The 15,212-nt window shown below is 69.2% G+C and carries 14 protein-coding genes; 11 read left to right on the top strand and 3 right to left on the bottom strand.

All coding sequences use genetic code 11. The features are described from left to right. The first annotated feature begins 122 nt into the window (after positions 1–122). Together K340_RS0105070 and ligD are read left to right on the top strand one after the other, a co-directional pair. The gene (locus K340_RS0105070; protein WP_037362683.1) at positions 123–1,532 is read left to right on the top strand and encodes an SPFH domain-containing protein; all 1,410 of its coding nucleotides are present in this window, start codon (positions 123–125) and stop codon (positions 1,530–1,532) included. A gap of 9 nt (positions 1,533–1,541) precedes the next feature. Further along, positions 1,542–2,612: a non-homologous end-joining DNA ligase gene (gene ligD, locus K340_RS0105065; protein WP_029135925.1), complete on the top strand. Its 1,071-nt coding sequence runs from the start codon at positions 1,542–1,544 to the stop codon at positions 2,610–2,612. Between the two features lie 108 nt (positions 2,613–2,720). Here the strand turns inward: ligD and K340_RS0105060 are convergent, their stop codons facing one another. After that, positions 2,721–3,740 (bottom strand): asparaginase, encoded by a 1,020-nt coding sequence (locus K340_RS0105060; RefSeq protein WP_211229269.1) that lies wholly within the window; start codon positions 3,738–3,740, stop codon positions 2,721–2,723. Beyond that, the gene (locus tag K340_RS0105055; protein WP_037362681.1) at positions 3,733–4,818 is read right to left on the bottom strand and encodes an ATP-dependent DNA ligase; all 1,086 of its coding nucleotides are present in this window, start codon (positions 4,816–4,818) and stop codon (positions 3,733–3,735) included. Before K340_RS0105055 ends, K340_RS0105060 begins: the two co-directional genes overlap by 8 nt. A gap of 255 nt (positions 4,819–5,073) precedes the next feature. On the opposite strand from K340_RS0105055, the gene K340_RS27580 reads away from it, so the two are divergent. The 9 genes from K340_RS27580 to K340_RS0105010 are packed head-to-tail and all read left to right on the top strand — an operon-like array spanning position 5,074 to position 14,892. Beyond that, positions 5,074–6,720 carry an ABC transporter substrate-binding protein gene (locus K340_RS27580; protein ID WP_245599450.1) on the top strand — a complete coding sequence of 549 codons (1,647 nt, stop codon included), beginning with the start codon at positions 5,074–5,076 and terminating at the stop codon, positions 6,718–6,720. Positions 6,721–6,733: 13 nt separating this feature from the next. After that, positions 6,734–7,678, top strand: a complete 945-nt coding sequence (locus K340_RS0105045) for an ABC transporter permease (protein ID WP_029135922.1) — start codon at positions 6,734–6,736, stop codon at positions 7,676–7,678. Beyond that, entirely contained in the window at positions 7,675–8,553 is an 879-nt protein-coding gene (locus K340_RS0105040; protein ID WP_084614055.1) for an ABC transporter permease, read from the top strand. The genes K340_RS0105045 and K340_RS0105040 overlap by 4 nt, the downstream gene beginning before the upstream one ends. Next, a complete protein-coding gene (locus K340_RS0105035) occupies positions 8,550–9,383 on the top strand; it encodes an ABC transporter ATP-binding protein (RefSeq protein WP_051265093.1) in 834 nt (277 codons plus the stop codon). Before K340_RS0105040 ends, K340_RS0105035 begins: the two co-directional genes overlap by 4 nt. After that, complete coding sequence (locus K340_RS27575) at positions 9,380–10,303, top strand: ABC transporter ATP-binding protein (protein ID WP_211229268.1); 924 nt, start codon at positions 9,380–9,382, stop codon at positions 10,301–10,303. Before K340_RS0105035 ends, K340_RS27575 begins: the two co-directional genes overlap by 4 nt. Then, complete coding sequence (locus K340_RS27570) at positions 10,300–11,550, top strand: M20 family metallopeptidase (RefSeq protein ID WP_084614054.1); 1,251 nt, start codon at positions 10,300–10,302, stop codon at positions 11,548–11,550. The genes K340_RS27575 and K340_RS27570 overlap by 4 nt, the downstream gene beginning before the upstream one ends. Further along, complete coding sequence (locus K340_RS0105020; protein WP_029135919.1) at positions 11,547–12,656, top strand: P1 family peptidase; 1,110 nt, start codon at positions 11,547–11,549, stop codon at positions 12,654–12,656. The genes K340_RS27570 and K340_RS0105020 overlap by 4 nt, the downstream gene beginning before the upstream one ends. Beyond that, positions 12,653–14,110 carry an aldehyde dehydrogenase family protein gene (locus tag K340_RS0105015; protein WP_029135918.1) on the top strand — a complete coding sequence of 486 codons (1,458 nt, stop codon included), beginning with the start codon at positions 12,653–12,655 and terminating at the stop codon, positions 14,108–14,110. The genes K340_RS0105020 and K340_RS0105015 overlap by 4 nt, the downstream gene beginning before the upstream one ends. Continuing rightward, positions 14,107–14,892, top strand: a complete 786-nt coding sequence (locus tag K340_RS0105010) for an SDR family NAD(P)-dependent oxidoreductase (RefSeq protein ID WP_029135917.1) — start codon at positions 14,107–14,109, stop codon at positions 14,890–14,892. The genes K340_RS0105015 and K340_RS0105010 overlap by 4 nt, the downstream gene beginning before the upstream one ends. Here K340_RS0105010 and K340_RS0105005 read toward each other — a convergent pair. Continuing rightward, complete coding sequence (locus tag K340_RS0105005; RefSeq protein WP_154674082.1) at positions 14,817–15,140, bottom strand: hypothetical protein; 324 nt, start codon at positions 15,138–15,140, stop codon at positions 14,817–14,819. The two genes, K340_RS0105010 and K340_RS0105005, sit on opposite strands and share 76 nt — an antisense overlap. Between the last annotated feature and the right edge of the window lie 72 nt (positions 15,141–15,212).

Here is a 15,212-nt window from a genome sequence, read left to right as displayed (position 1 = left end):
GCGGGGGCTTCGCCGGCCGGAAGGCCCGGTGAGCAGCACCGGAAACACCTACAGTCAATGGTGACGCACCTCCGGCGACCATCGCGGTAGGACGTCACCACCGAGCGAAGGAGATGTCGGGGATGGATCCACTGGCCATCGTTGCAATCGTGATCGCGGTGCTGGCGGTCGTCATCGTGCTGCGATCCGTGAAGGTGATCCCGCAGGCGCAGGCCGCCGTGGTCGAGCGACTCGGCAGATTCCACAAGGCCAACAGCGCCGGGCTGGTCTGGTTGGTCCCGTTCATCGACCGGATCAGGGCCCGCATCGATCTGCGCGAGCAGGTCGTCTCGTTCCCGCCGCAGCCGGTGATCACCGAGGACAACCTGACGGTGTCCATCGACACCGTCGTCTACTTCCAGGTGACCGACCCGCGGGCCGCCGTGTACGAGATCGCCAACTACATCGTCGCGGTCGAGCAGTTGACCACCACCACCCTGCGGAACGTGGTCGGCGGGATGAACCTCGAGCAGACGCTGACCAGCCGTGACGCCATCAACGGTCAGCTGCGGGGCGTGCTCGACGATGCCACCGGCAAGTGGGGGATCCGGGTCGCCCGGGTCGAGCTGAAGGCGATCGATCCGCCGCCGTCCATCCAGGATTCGATGGAGAAGCAGATGCGGGCCGATCGGGACAAGCGCGCGATGATCCTGACCGCCGAGGGCACCAGGGAGTCGGCGATCAAGACCGCCGAGGGCAACAAGCAGGCCGCGGTGCTGACCGCCGAGGGCGCCAAGCAGGCGTCCATCCTGGCGGCCGAGGGCGAGCGGCAGTCCCGGATCCTGCGGGCGCAGGGCGAGCGGGCAGCCCGCTATCTGCAGGCGCAGGGCCAGGCGAAGGCGATCGAGAAGGTGTTCGCCGCGGTCAAGGCAGGCAAGCCGACGCCGGAACTCCTTGCCTACCAATACCTTCAGACGTTGCCGCAGATGGCGCAGGGGGACGCGAACAAGGTCTGGATGATCCCCAGCGACTTCTCCAAGTCGCTGGAGGGATTCGCCCGGATGCTCGGCACCAAGGGCGACGACGGGGTGTTCCGCTACGAACCGCCGAAGGAGGAGGTCGTCTCAAGGCCGGGCGAAATGGACGACGACGTCGAGGACTGGTTCGGCGGCACCACCGCCGACGAGGTCGCCCAGGCCGTGCGGGAGGCCGAGAAGGAGGCCGCGCTGACCATCGCCGACCAGGAGGCCGCCAGCCTGGCCGCCTCGAAGTCAGACGTGGCCGGCGCGCTGTCGAAGGCCCAGGCCGCTGCGGACGCGGCGACCGGCGCCAGGCAGCTGTCCGGACCGGACGACGAGCAGCGCTCGATCGCGGCTGCTCCGCCGGGACAGGCGCCCGGCCAGAACTATCCGCCGCCGCAACCCGCTCAGCAGCAGCCTCCTCGACAGCATCCCCAGCAGCCGGGACCGCCGCAGCCGGGTCAGCAGAACCAGCCCTATCCGGGTCAGCAGGGGCCGCCGGATCAGCCCTACGGCGGGTACCCAGGGCGCTGAGTCGATCAGATGGCCACCGCCGCAACGATTCTCGAGGTACCCGGCCCGGGTGACGAGGTTCGCAAGGTCCGGGTGTCGAGCCCCGAACGGGTGATGTGGGTCGAGTCCGAATTGGGACCGGCGATCAGCAAGCTCGATCTCGCGCGCTACACGGTGGCCGTCGGACCGGCACTGCTGCGGGCGGTCGGCGACCGGCCGGTCACCCTGCAGCGTTACCCCGACGGGGTGGACGGCGAGGCGTTCTATTCGAAGAACCCACCGCGCGGGGTGCCGGACTGGGCCCGCGCCGTTCCGGTGGTCTACCCGTCGGGGCGCTCGCACCCGCAGCTGGTGATCGACGAGGTGGCCACCGCGGTCTGGACGGTGCAGATGAATACCGTCACCCTGCACCCGTGGCCGGTCCGCACCGGCGAACCGGACAACCCCGACGAGTTGCGGATCGATCTCGATCCGCAGCCGGGCCGGCCGTTCTCCGACGTGGTGCGGGCTGCGCAGGGGCTGGGGGAGTTGTTGCGGGAGTTGGGCTTCACTCCGTTCGTCAAGACCTCCGGCAGTCGCGGACTACATGTGTTCAGCCGGATCGCGCCGAGCCACGAGTTCCTCGACGTCCGGCACGGGGTGATCGGGATCGCCAGGGAGCTGGAGCGCCGGCTGCCGGATCTGGTGACCACGGCGTGGTGGAAGGAAGAACGCGGCGACCGCATCTTCATCGACTTCAACCAGGCCTGCCGGGACCGGACCATCGCCGCGGCCTACAGCCCCCGGCCGTTGCCGGGCGGCACCGTGTCGATGCCGGTGTCCTGGGACCAGTTGCCGGACGTCGCCACCCGCGACTTCACCATTCGCACCGTGCCCGACCTGCTGGCCGCCGACGGCGACGCCTGGGCCGCGATGGACGATGCCGTCGGCGACGTGAACGCGGCGATCGCCTTGTGGGAGACCGACATCAACGAGCGCGGACTCGGTGAGCTGAACTTCCCGCCGGACTATCCGAAGATGCCGAACGAGCCGCCGCGGGTGCAGCCCAGCAAGAAGGTGGCCGAAAACTGGGACGGCGAGGGCAACCGGATCGACAACTAGCGCTTATCAACATCGCAGCCGCTTCTGAAGTGGTTGACTCCCGTCACTCCAGTCCCACCATGGCCGGGTACGCAAGCGCCTCGAAAGTTGATAAGCGCCGACGGGGGGTCAGCCGGCGGCACGCTCGGCAAACAGCTGCCGCCGCGCGGTGTCGTCATACCCGGCAGCCAACGCGATGGTGAGCAGCATCCGTGCCTTGAACGGGTGCAGGGCGCCGGCCGACACCAGACCCGTTGCCAGCAGGTCGATCTCGCTGCCGGGACGACTGTAGGTGTTGCGGAGTCCTTCGCCGGCGCCGGTTCGGCAGGCCAGAACCACCGGCAGCTGCTCCACGAGTCCGCGCAACGCGGCCAGCCAGCTGGACGGGACGTGGCCACCACCCATCCCGGCCAGCACCAGCCCCCGATAGCCCAGCCGCGGTAACTCGGCCAGCACACGCCCGTCATCACCCAGTACCGACGTGACAAGGGCGACCGGCGGGATCGGTGCGTCGGCCACCAGCGGCACGGCCGGGAACCTGCGGTGCCGCAACGGGATCCGCAGCCGGTCCTCGACCAACCAGCCCAACGGCCCCAGCGGGTCCGATCGGAAGGTCGCGACGCTACTGGTGTGTGTCTTGCGCACCCAGCGCGCGGCATGCACCTCGTCGTTCAGGCACACCAGCACGCCGAGATCCCGCGCCGGCTCGGCGATCGCGCAGCGGACGGCTCCGAGCAGGTTGGCCGGGCCGTCCGCGCCGGGCATCGCCGCGGTGCGCATCGCGGCGGTGAAGACGACGGGTTCCGGTCGGTCCCACAGCAGATCCAGCGCGTATGCGGACTCCTCCAGGCTGTCCGTGCCCTGCGAGACCACCACGCCAACGGCGCCGCGGTCCACCAGGGCTTCCGCGGTGTCGCGCACTGTCAGCACCTGCTCCATGGTGAGCTCGGACGAGCCGACCCGATCCACGTCAGCCGTCTCGATCCGGGCGAATGTCGTCAGCCCCGGCACCGCCGCAGCCAGCTCGGCCGACGAGAGGCCGGGAGCGGCGCCGACCCGGCCGGCCTCGGGTACAGAGGCGATGGTGCCGCCGAGCGCGATGTAGCCGACCAGGGGAAGCGGCGCACCGGAGGCCGGTTCGTCAGCCACGCTTGTCGCCGGACTGTTCATCGTCCAGGACCGCGGCCAGGTCGTAGGCGATGGCCCGGTCGACCTGGTCGAAGGTGCACGAACTCGGGTCACGGTCGGGGCGCCAGCGCAGGAAGGTCGCGGGATGACGGAACCGCCAAGCCTCCATCTGGTTGTAGCCGACCTCCACCACCTTCTCCGGGCGCAGTTTGACGTACCCGACATCTTTGCCACCGGAGAACCGCGACTTGTCGGTCTCACCGCGCACCGCCTGGCCGCTGTCGTCCGTCTCGACCAATGGAGCCAGTTCGTCGATCAATTCCACCCGCCGGGCGTTGGTGAATGACGCCACCCCGCCGACGTTCACCAGCTTGCCGTCGTCGGTGTAGAGCCCGATCAGCAGCGAGCCGACTCCGGTACCGGACTTGTGGATCCGGTAGCCGAGCACCACCGCCTCCGCGGTGCGTTGGTGCTTGATCTTGAGCCAGCCGCGCTTTCCCGGCAGGTACGGCTGGTCCAGCGCCTTGGCCACCACCCCGTCCAGCCCGGCGCCCTCGAACCGCTCGAACCATTCCTGCGCCAGCGCGGCGTCGCGGGTGATCCGGGAGAGATGGATCGGCGCACCGTGCACCCGGTCGGCGAACATCGCCGCCAACCGCTCCCGCCGCTGGGCATAGGGCAGGCCGGTCAGGTCGTCGTCATCCAGGGCCAGCAGATCGAAGGCGATGATCTCGGCCGGGGTCTGCTCGGACAGCAGTTTCACCCGGGAGGCGGCCGGGTGGATGCGCTGGCCCAACGCGTCCCAGTCCAGCCGCTCCGCCCCGGGCTCGCCGGAGCGGACGACGATCTCGCAGTCCAGCACGCACCGCTCCGGCAGGTGGGCCAAAGCCGCCTCGACCAGCTCGGGAAAGTATCTGGTGAGCGGCTTCGAGCCGCGGCTGCCGAGCTCGACGTCGTCGCCGTCGCGCAGCACCAGGCAGCGGAAGCCGTCCCATTTCGGTTCGTAGGCCAGCCCGCCGGGCACGCTGTCGGCCGCCGGAACCGTCGGCGACGATTTGGCCAGCATCGGATCGATCGGCAGCGACAGTGGAAGCACCATCGGGACAGTCTGCCGCGAACCCTCAGGTAGCGGAATGCTCAACAGGTAACGCGAACCTCACGGCGTGTCCTTTGAACATTCCGCTACCTGCCTGGGGGACCTGGTCGCCGCGTCCGGTCCGGTGTGACATTCGACCGCCGGTGTCACAGGTGGGTCACGTCACGCAACGATTCGGGTACCTGGTGCAATGATCATCGTTCTGGGGCCGGGCCCCGCCCGGCACCGACGCCGACCTCGCGATGAAGGGACCCACCGATGACGAGGACGCGAGCCCGCATGGGCCTCCGCAGCACGATCGCCCTGCTGGCCGCCGGGATGGTGGCCCTGGCCGGCTGCAGCGCCGGCTCCAGCACGGCCCCGAGCACCTCCGCTCCAGCGACCTCGGAGGCGGCGCCGACCGGCACCACCACCAGCCAGTCCGAATCCGCGACGACCGAGGGCAGCGCCGACAGTACGGCGCCGGCTTCCGAATCGGCGAGCGCCGGTAGCAGCGCGCCGGCACCGTCGAACGCCAGCCTGACCGTCGGGTTCGTAGCGGCCCCGGCCAGCCTCGATTTCACCCAGGATGACGGCGCGGCCATCCCGCAGGCGCTGCTGTACAACGTCTACGAGGGCCTGGTGAAGATGGACGGCAGCGGCAAGATCGTGCCGCTGCTGGCCGAATCGTGGAAGGTCTCGGACGATCAGAAGACCTACACCTTCACCCTGCGCAAGGGGGTCAAGTTCTCCAACGGTGCCGACTTCACCGCCGACGACGCGGTCTTCTCGATCGACCGGGTGAAGAAGGGCTGGAAGCCGGCGGTCAAGGCCAAGATGGACGTGGTCAGCAAGGCCGAGGCCGTCGATCCGACCACGTTGAAGGTCACCCTGTCCACGCCCAGTCAGAGCTGGCTCTACAGCATGACCACCCGGGTGGGGGCGATGTTCTCCAAGACCGGCGTCGATGCGCTGGCCACCAAGGCGATCGGCACCGGCCCGTACACGGTCGCCTCGTACAACCCGAACGTCGAGCTGGTATTGCAGCGCAATCCCGACTACTGGGGCACCCCGTCGTCGATGCAGACGGTGACGCTCAAGTACTTCAAGGACGCCACCGCGATGAACAACGCCGAGATCGGCGGCAGCATCAACGTGATCTCCTCGGTGCAGACACCCGACACCCTCGACCAGTTCTCCGACACCAGCAAGTTCCAGGTGATCGAGGGCACCACCACCGGTGAGGTGCTGCTGAGCTTCAACAACGCCAAGGCGCCGCTGACGGACAAGAACGTCCGGCAGGCGATCTCCTACGGCCTGGACCGCAAGGCGATCCTGGACACCGTCTGGGCGGGTAAGGGCACGCTGATCGGCTCGCATGCGGTGCCGACCGATCCGTGGTACACCGACCTGTCGAACAAGTATCCGTACGATCCGGCGAAGGCGAAAGAACTGCTGGGCGGCAAGACCTACACCCTGCGGCTGCGGGTGCCGAACCTGCCGTACGCGACCGCCGCGGCCCCGGTGGTGGCCTCGCAGCTCAAGCAGATCGGCATCACCGTACAGGTCGACACCCTCGACTTCCCGGCCGACTGGCTGCAGCAGGTGTTCACCGACGGCAACTACGACATGTCGATCATCAACCACGTCGAGCCGAACGACCTGGCCACCATCTGGGGAGATCCGAAGTACTACACGCACTATGACAACCCCGAAGTGCAGAAGTTGCTCAAGGACGGCGACGCCGCCGACCGGGACACGATGATCGCCGACTACAAGAAGGTCACCGAGATCCTCGCCGACGACGCCGCCGGAGTCTGGCTGTGGGCCTTCCCGAACCTGATCGTCGCCGACGCGAACGTCAAGGGAATCGAGAAGAACCAGATCACCGAGTCCTTCGACCTGACCACCATCTCGGTCGGCTGACGAACGACGGTTGATGCTCAGACGATTCGGGATCCGGGCACTGGTCTTCGTCGTCAGCGCCTTCGGCGCCTCGGTGCTGATCTTCTTCGTGCTGTCGATCCTTCCCGGCGACCCGGCCCGCGTTGCCCTCGGATTCGGCGCCACCGACGAGTCGGTGGCGGCGTTGCGCACCGAGATGGGCCTGGACCGCCCGCTGATCACCCAGTACCTGTCCTGGATCGGCGGGGTGCTGCACGGCGACTTCGGTCGGTCGTTCTCCTCGAAGCTGCCGATCGGGCCGATGCTGTTCGACCGGTTCACCGTGACGCTGTGGCTGGTGCTCGGCGGGGTGGTGGTGGCGCTGATCATCTCGATCCCGCTGGGGGTGCTGGCCGCGGTTCGGCATCGCAAGGTGTCCGGCATCCTGATCTCCGGGCTGAGTCAGGTCGGGGTGGCGGTGCCGGCGTTCCTGGCCGGCATGCTGCTGATCGCCCTGGTGGCGATGCGGTGGAAGTGGCTGCCACCCAACGGTTATGTGGTGCCGGCCACCGATCCGGGTGGGTTCGTCAAGCACATGATCCTGCCGTGGCTCTCGCTCGGGCTGGTGCAGGGGGCGGTGCTCACCCGCTACGTGCGATCGGCGGTACTGGACGAGATGGGGCAGGACTACCTGCGGACAGCCAGATCGAAGGGCCTGCGGCCGATGCAGGCGCTGCTGCGGCACGGGCTGCGCAATGCCTCGATCCCAGTGGTCACCGTGCTCGGCGTGCAGTTGGTGACGCTGATGATCGGCGCGGTGGTGATCGAGCGGGTGTTCGTCATCCCCGGGGTGGGTTCGATGCTCACCGACGCGGTCTCCAACCGGGACCTGATGACGGTGCAGGGCATCGTGTTCGTGCTGGTCCTGTTCGCACTGCTGGTCAGCTTCCTGGTGGACATCGCCTACACCCTGATCGATCCAAGGTTGCGTGCGAAATGAGCCTCGATCCAACTGCCAGGCCGGTCGATCCGGTGACAGCGGCGCCGGGAGCGAACCGGCGCGGGCCGAACGCGCTGCTGGTGATCGGCGCGGTGATCGTCGTCGCGGTCGCCGTCGCCGGCGTGGTGAGCTTTTTCTGGACGCCGTTCGACACCGGCTTCACCGACACCGCCAACGCCAAGGTCGGGATGGGCGTCGGCGGCCACCTGCTGGGCACCGACCGACTCGGTCGGGACATCGCCTCGCTGTTGATGGCCGGCGCGAAAACCACGCTGTACGTGGGCATTGTCGCGGTCGGCATCGCGGCGGTGATCGGTACGCCGCTGGGCATCCTGGCCGCCATGGTGCCGCGCCGGTACTCCGAGTTCCTGATGCGCTGCACCGACCTGCTGCTGGCCTTCCCTGCGCTACTGCTGGCGCTGATGTTCGCGGCGATCTGGGGCGGCGGCATCACCACCGCGATGATCGCCATCGGCATCGCCACCATCCCGTCGTTCATCAGGGTGGTGCGCTCCGGGGCGTTGGTGGTGCTGGAATCCGAATACGTGCAGGCGGCCAGGGTGGCCGGTCGGTCCCGGCTCGGCATCGCCTGGAACCACGTGCTGCCGAACGTGCTCGGCCTGGTCATCGTGCAGTCGTCGGTGTCGTACGCCATCGCGATCCTGGCCGAGGCCGGCCTGTCGTACCTGGGGTTCGGCGCCGGACTCACCACCCCGTCGTGGGGTCTGATGCTGCAGGAGTCGCAGAGCACGCTGAGCAGCTACCCGATGATCACCGTGTGGCCGGCGTTGGCGATCGCGATCGCGGTGGTCGGCTTCAACCTGCTCGGTGACGGGCTCCGCGACCGGTTCGATCCCAGGTTGGCGGGCCGATGACGACGACCGCACCCCAACAGAAATCGGTCCCCGGACCGTTGCTCGAGGTCTCCGGGCTGACGGTTCGCGCCGGCTCGTCGGTCCTGATCGACGACATCTCGCTCCAGATCGCGCAACGGGAACGGGTGGGCATCATCGGCGCCTCCGGCTCCGGCAAATCCCTGACCTGCATGGCGATCGCCCAGTTGCTGCCAGAGGGTCTGACGGCCTCCGGCAGCGTCCGGATGGACGGCGAGGACGGCAACCTGCTGACCACCCCGGAACGGCGACTCGCCCGGATCCGCGGTCAGCGCACCGGAATGGTCTTCCAGGAACCGATGACGGCGCTGAACCCGACCATGCGGGTCGGCCGGCAGGTCGCCGAAGTGCTGCGCCTGCACGGGATGTCGGCGGGCCGGGCCCGGGCCGAGGTACAGGACCTGCTGACCGTTGTCGGGCTGCCGGACCCGCAGCGGATCGCGAAGTCGTATCCGCACCAGCTGTCCGGTGGGCAGCGACAACGGGTGGTGATCGCCATCGCGATGGCGAACAGCCCCGACCTGCTGATCTGCGACGAACCGACCACCGCGCTCGACGTCACCGTGCAGGCGACGGTGCTGGACCTGATCGACCGACGGGCGGCGGCTGCGGATTCCGCGCTGCTGTTCATCTCCCACGACCTGGCGGTGGTGGCCAGGATCTGCGACCGGGTGCTGGTGATGTACGGCGGCCGGATCGTCGAGCAGGGACCGGTGACCGAGGTTCTGACGAAGCCGCAGCACGAGCACACCCGCCGGTTGTTGGCCGACGCCGACCTCGGAGGCGAACAATCAGAATCGAGCACCCGATGACCGGAGCGTCCGCGGCCGCACCCGTCACCGACGCGGTGGTCCAGTTGACCGGCGTCGGTCGGAAGTTCCACCGGCCCGGCGGCGGCACCGTGACGGCACTGGACGGTGTCGACCTGACGATCCCGCGCGGCTCGGCGTTCGGGGTGGTGGGGGAATCCGGATCGGGCAAGACGACCCTGATGCGGATCATCGCCGGCCTGGAGAAGGCCACCAGCGGCCGGGTGCTGGTCGACGGCACCGACATCACCGCGTTGCCGGAGAAGCGGTTGACCTTCCTGCGCAAGACCCTGCAAGTGGTGTTCCAGGACCCGATGGGATCGCTGAACCCGCGGATGACGATCGGCCGAATCGTTGCCGAACCGTTGGTGGTACAAGGACATCGGGACGTCAGTGGCCGGGTCGCCGAAGTGCTCGAGCAGGTCGGTCTGGACGCCACGATCGTCGGACGCTACCCGCACCAGTTCTCCGGCGGGCAACGCCAGCGCATCTCGATCGCCCGGGCGATCGCCCCCGATCCGGCCGTGCTGATCGCCGACGAGGCCGTTTCGGCGCTGGACGTCACGGTGCGGGCGCAGGTGCTCGACCTGATCGCCGAGATCGCCGCCCGCCGGTCGCTGACGCTGATCTTCGTCTCCCACGACCTCTCGGTGATCCGTCGCGTCTGCGACCGGGTGGCCGTGCTGCAGGGCGGCCGGCTGGTCGAAACCGGGGCGGTGCAACGGGTGTACGACCACCCCGAGCAGGCCTACACCCGCCGCTTGTTGGCCGCCGTGCCGCGCCTGGCAGAGTCACTGGAGATGGCCAGGGCCAGGGCCGCAGGGAACCGCGGTGGGCGCTCGACCACGACGGCCGATGCCGGCGGGAACGACAGCGGTACCGACGACAGCAGCACCGATACGAACACAGAGGATGCGCGATGACAGGCCCGGACGTAGCGGCTGCGGTACAGCTCACCCAGCGATTGGTGCGCCTGCGTACGGTGAACGAACGCGACGCGCTCGAGATCGAAACACCGGCCGCCGAACTGATCGCCGAGGTGATGCGCGGCTTCGAGTGGGAGGTGACGGTCACCGAGGTGGCTCCTGGCCGGCCCAATGTGATCGGCATCGTGCACGGCAGCGGGCCGGGCCGCACCCTGATGTTCGAGGGGCACACCGATGTGGTGACCGAGGGCGACCGGGCGTCGTGGTCGTTCGACCCGTTCTCCGGCGACATCGTCGACGGGCGGCTCCTCGGACGGGGCTCGGCCGACATGAAATCCGGTGTGGCGGCGATGATCCACGCCGTTCGCGCGGTGCAGCTCAGCGGTTTCGCCGGCCGGATCATCGTCGCGGCGTTGGCCGACGAGGAAGAGCTGATGCTGGGCGCCACCGCATTCGCCGGCTCCGACCTGGCCCGCTCGGGCATCGACGGAGTGATCGTCTGCGAACCGGAGGCAGGTGAGATCTGTGCCATCGCCAAGGGTGCGCTGCGGGTCAGGGTCGACCTGACCGGGGTGATGGCGCACGGCGCGATGCCCCAACACGGCCGGAATCCGATCCCGGTGCTCGGCCAGTTGCTGCTGGGACTGACCGAACTCGGGGAGCAGATCGCCGCGTCGGTCGGGACCCATCCGCAGCTCGGCGACTTCTACCTGACCCCGACGGTGCTGACGGCCGGGCACCCGGAACAGATCAACGTGATCCCGGCGACCGCTTCGGTGATGCTCGACATCCGGACGGTGCCCGGCACCGAGCACCCCGGAGTGCTGCACCTGGTCACCCGGCTCACCCAGCAGATCGCCGACGAGGCCGGGCTGGAGAGCGAGATCACCGTGCTGGTCGAACGCCCGGTCGTCGACACCCCGGTCGACGCGCCGGTGGTGCAGGCGTTGGCCGCGGCGCACCTCGACGTTGTCGGCGAGGAACCGGTCTACGGCGGCGTTCCGGGGTCGACCGACGGCACCGTGCTGACCCGCGATGCCGGTCTGGTGACCGTGGTCTACGGGCCCGGCGGGAAGTGGATCGCCCACCAGGCCGACGAATTCGTGGCGGTGGCCGACATCGAGACCGCGACCCGGGTCTACGCCAGGGCGGCCGAGCTGTTCCTGGCCGAGGGCGCCGTCGATGACCCAGCTCCCCAGGAACCAGCTCCTCAGGAACCAGCTCCTCAGGACCCAGCCGAATGAGCGGCCCCGGCCCGTCCAACTCGCTGACCGACGTCGAAGGTCTGCGGGTCGGGCACGTCACGATGGCCGGTGACGGCTATCTGACCGGGACGACGGTGGTGCTCGGCCCGGACGCCGGAATGGTGGCAGGGGCGGATGTCCGTGGCGGGGCGCCCGGCACCAGGGAGACCGATCTGCTGGATCCGAGCGCCGCGATGGAACGGATCAACGCGATCGTGCTGACCGGCGGCAGCGCGTTCGGCCTCGCCGCCGCCGACGGCGTTGCGAACGAACTCGCCGACCGCGGCATCGGATTCCGGGTCGGCTCCGGCGACCGCGAGGTGGTGCCGATCGTGCCGGCTGCGGTGCTGTTCGATCTCGGCCGCGGCGGCACCTTCCGGGCGACCCCCGATGCCGAGACCGGCCGGCTGGCGGTTCGGGCGGCGTTGGCCGGGTCGACGCCCGAGCAGGGCTGCGTCGGGGCCGGCACCGGTGCGGCCGTCGCGCACCTCAAGGGTGGCGTCGGGACGGCCTCGATCGTGCTGGACGACGGGACCACCGTGGCCGCGCTGGTGGTGGTGAACGCCATCGGCTCACCCGTCGACCCGTTGACCGGAGCGTTGTCCGGGGCGCGGTTGCTGCACCGCGACGACGTGGACGCGCTGATCGTTCCGGCCGCCGAAGAATCGGCTGCGGTGCTCGAAGCGGCCAGGCCCCGCGGGCCGGTCCGGGACCAGCCGTTCGACGCGCAGGTCCTGAAGAACACCACTGTCGGGGTGATCGCGACCGACGCGACGCTCACCAAGGCACAGTGCCGAAAGCTGGCCGGGATCGGCCACGACGGCCTCGCCCGCACCGTCAATCCGGTACACACCCTGCTCGACGGCGACAGCCTGTTCGGACTGTCGACCGAACGCCGGCCGCCGCCGGATCCGGTTGACCTGCACGAAATCCTCTGCGCAGCAGGCGATCTGGTGTCACGTGCGGTGATCAGGGCGATCCTGGCGGCGACCGGGACCCGGACCGAGGCCGGCTACTGGCCGGCCTACACCGACCTGGCGCCGAGCGCCGTCGGTCGATATCCGGACCCGTCGCAGGGCATCTCGGAGACGGAGGAACAACCATGACGAAGCTACTCAGCGATCCACACCTGCTGCCCGTCGGGGAGCAGGCGCTCCCCGACGGGTTCCGGGTGGATGCGGTCCGCGGCATCGTGTTTCCGTACAACGGCGACCTGGTCGGCGAGGCACCGGAAGGTACCGCGGCAGCCGCGGTCGCGGCGATCGACGCCGCGGTCCGGGTCCGTCCGGCGGTTGCGAAGCTGACCGCCGGCGTCCGCCGTTCGGTGCTGACGGCGATCGCGGACCTGGTCCGCGAACACCGGGCCGAGCTGATCGAACTGCTGGTGCTGGAAACCGGCAAACCGGTGGTGGACTGCACCGTCGAGGTGGACCGCACGGTCCTCACCTGGTCGCTGGCCGCCGAGGAGCCGGCCCGACTGCACGGCGAGACGGTGCCCATCGACCTGCTGCCGGGCGCCGAGGGCATGGTCGGCTACTTCACCCGCCGGCCGGCCGGCGTGGTGGTCGGCATCGCCGGTTTCAACTACCCGTTGATGTTGGCCTCGCACAAGATCGCCCCGGCACTGGCGGCCGGTTGCCCGGTGATCGTCAAGCCGGCACCGGCGACGCCGCTGGCCACCCTGTGGCTGGTGCACGAGATTCGGGACATCCTGGCCGCCCACGGTGCGCCCCGGGCCACTGTGCAGCTGGTGACCGGGGAGACCGAGGTCGGGGTCGCGCTGACCACCGACCCCCGGGTGGCAGTGGTGTCGTTCACCGGCTCGGCGGCCGTCGGGCATGCGATCGCCAAGGCCTGCGCGCCGCGGAAGGCCGTACTCGAGTTGGGATCCAACGCCGCGCTGGTGGTCTGCGCCGATGCCGATCTGGACGCGGCGGCCTCGGCGATCCTGCGTGGCGGGTTCTACGCCTCTGGGCAGGCCTGCATTTCGGTGCAGCGGGTGATCGTCGAGGACGCGGTCAACGACGAGTTGGTGCAGCGGCTGTTGGACCGGCTCGACGAGGTGACCACCGGTGACCCGAGGGACCCGGCCACCAGGGTCTCGGCGCTGATCGACCCGGCGGCCACCGAGCGGGTCGAGAAGATGGTGGCGGCAGCGGTTTCAGCCGGCGCGACGGTACTGGCCGGTGGCGGCCGGCGTGGCCCGGTGCTGGCCCCGACGGTGCTGACGGACGTCCGGTCGGACTCCGAGGCCTGGTGCGAGGAAATCTTTGCGCCGGTGATCGCGGTCTCCAGGGTGCCCGACGCCGACAGCGCGTGGCGTGCGGTGAACGATTCCCGATACGGCCTGCATGCGGCGGTGTTCACCCGATCGCTGGCGACGGCGTATGCGGCCATCGATACCCTGGAGGTGGGCGGCGTGGTGATCAACGACGTTCCCGGATTCCGGTCCGACGCCATGCCCTACGGCGGGGTGAAGGACTCCGGCATTGGCCGCGAAGGTCCGCGCTGGGCGGTCGAAGAATTCACCGTGACCAGGATGGCGGTGATCCGGCCATGACCGTGTCCCCGGAGCGGCCGCGGCCGGACTACACCCGGCTGTTCGATCTGACCGGCCGGCGCGCCCTGGTGGTCGGCGGTGGCGGGATCGGTGCGGAGGTGGCAACGGCGCTGGCCGCCCATGGCGCGCTGGTCACCGTTGCCGACCTGAATCCGGCGGTTGCCGAGGCAACGGCGCTGCGCTGCGGTGGTCAACACCTGCAGTTGGACGTGACCGACCCGGACGAGGTCGGCCGGCTGGCGGCCAGGGGCGTACCGGACATCCTGATCACCACGGTCGGCGCGAACGTCCGAAAACCGTTGGCGCAGTACAGCGACGACGAGTTCGACCGGGTGGTGGCGATCAACCTGCGGAGCGTGTTCAACATGATCCGCGGTTACGGCCCGGGTATGGCGGCCGCCGGCGGCGGCTCGGTCGTTGCCTTCTCATCGATCCGGGCCAGTACGGTCGAGCCCGGCCAGGGCGTCTACGCGGCCACCAAGGCCGGCCTGCAGCAGCTGCTGCGCACCGCCGCGGCCGAGTTCGGTCCGGCCGGAGTCCGGTTCAACGCCATTGCACCCGGCGTCGTCGAGACCGAGCTGACGGCGCAGATCCGTGCCGACGCCGCCTGGGAGCGCGCCTACGCCACCAAGAGTGCGCTCGGCCGGTGGGCCAGGCCGGACGAGATGGCCGGCGCCGCAGTCTTTCTCGCCTCGGATGCCGCCAGCTACGTGACCGGGTCGGTGCTACTGGTGGACGGCGGCTGGACCGCCGTCGACGGCAGGTTCGACCCCTTCGGCTGATCGCCCCCGGCGGTGCCGGCGACGGTCTCGTCGGCGGCGGGCTCGGCCGTCATCCCGATCACCTTGGTCGCCTGGCTGGGGTCATATCCCTGCTCCAGCACGGTGTTCGTCGGGTTGTCGTCAGTGTTCGTGACATCAGCGGCCCGCCGGTCCCGGTCCGGGCCCGGCCAACGCTGCAGGACCGCCCACAGGGCAACGATCAACAGCAGGATGACGACGACGACCAATACCCACCAGTACCACGTCATGACGGTCCTCATTTCGACGGTGAAGCGCGTCGTACGGACTGCACGATAGGACTGTTCGGCCGGCTCCACCAG

It is taken from the genome of Nakamurella lactea DSM 19367, from assembly GCF_000426645.1.
Classification (GTDB): Bacteria; Actinomycetota; Actinomycetes; order Mycobacteriales; family Nakamurellaceae; genus Nakamurella; species Nakamurella lactea.
This window is presented reverse-complemented; position numbering and strand designations above follow the sequence as displayed.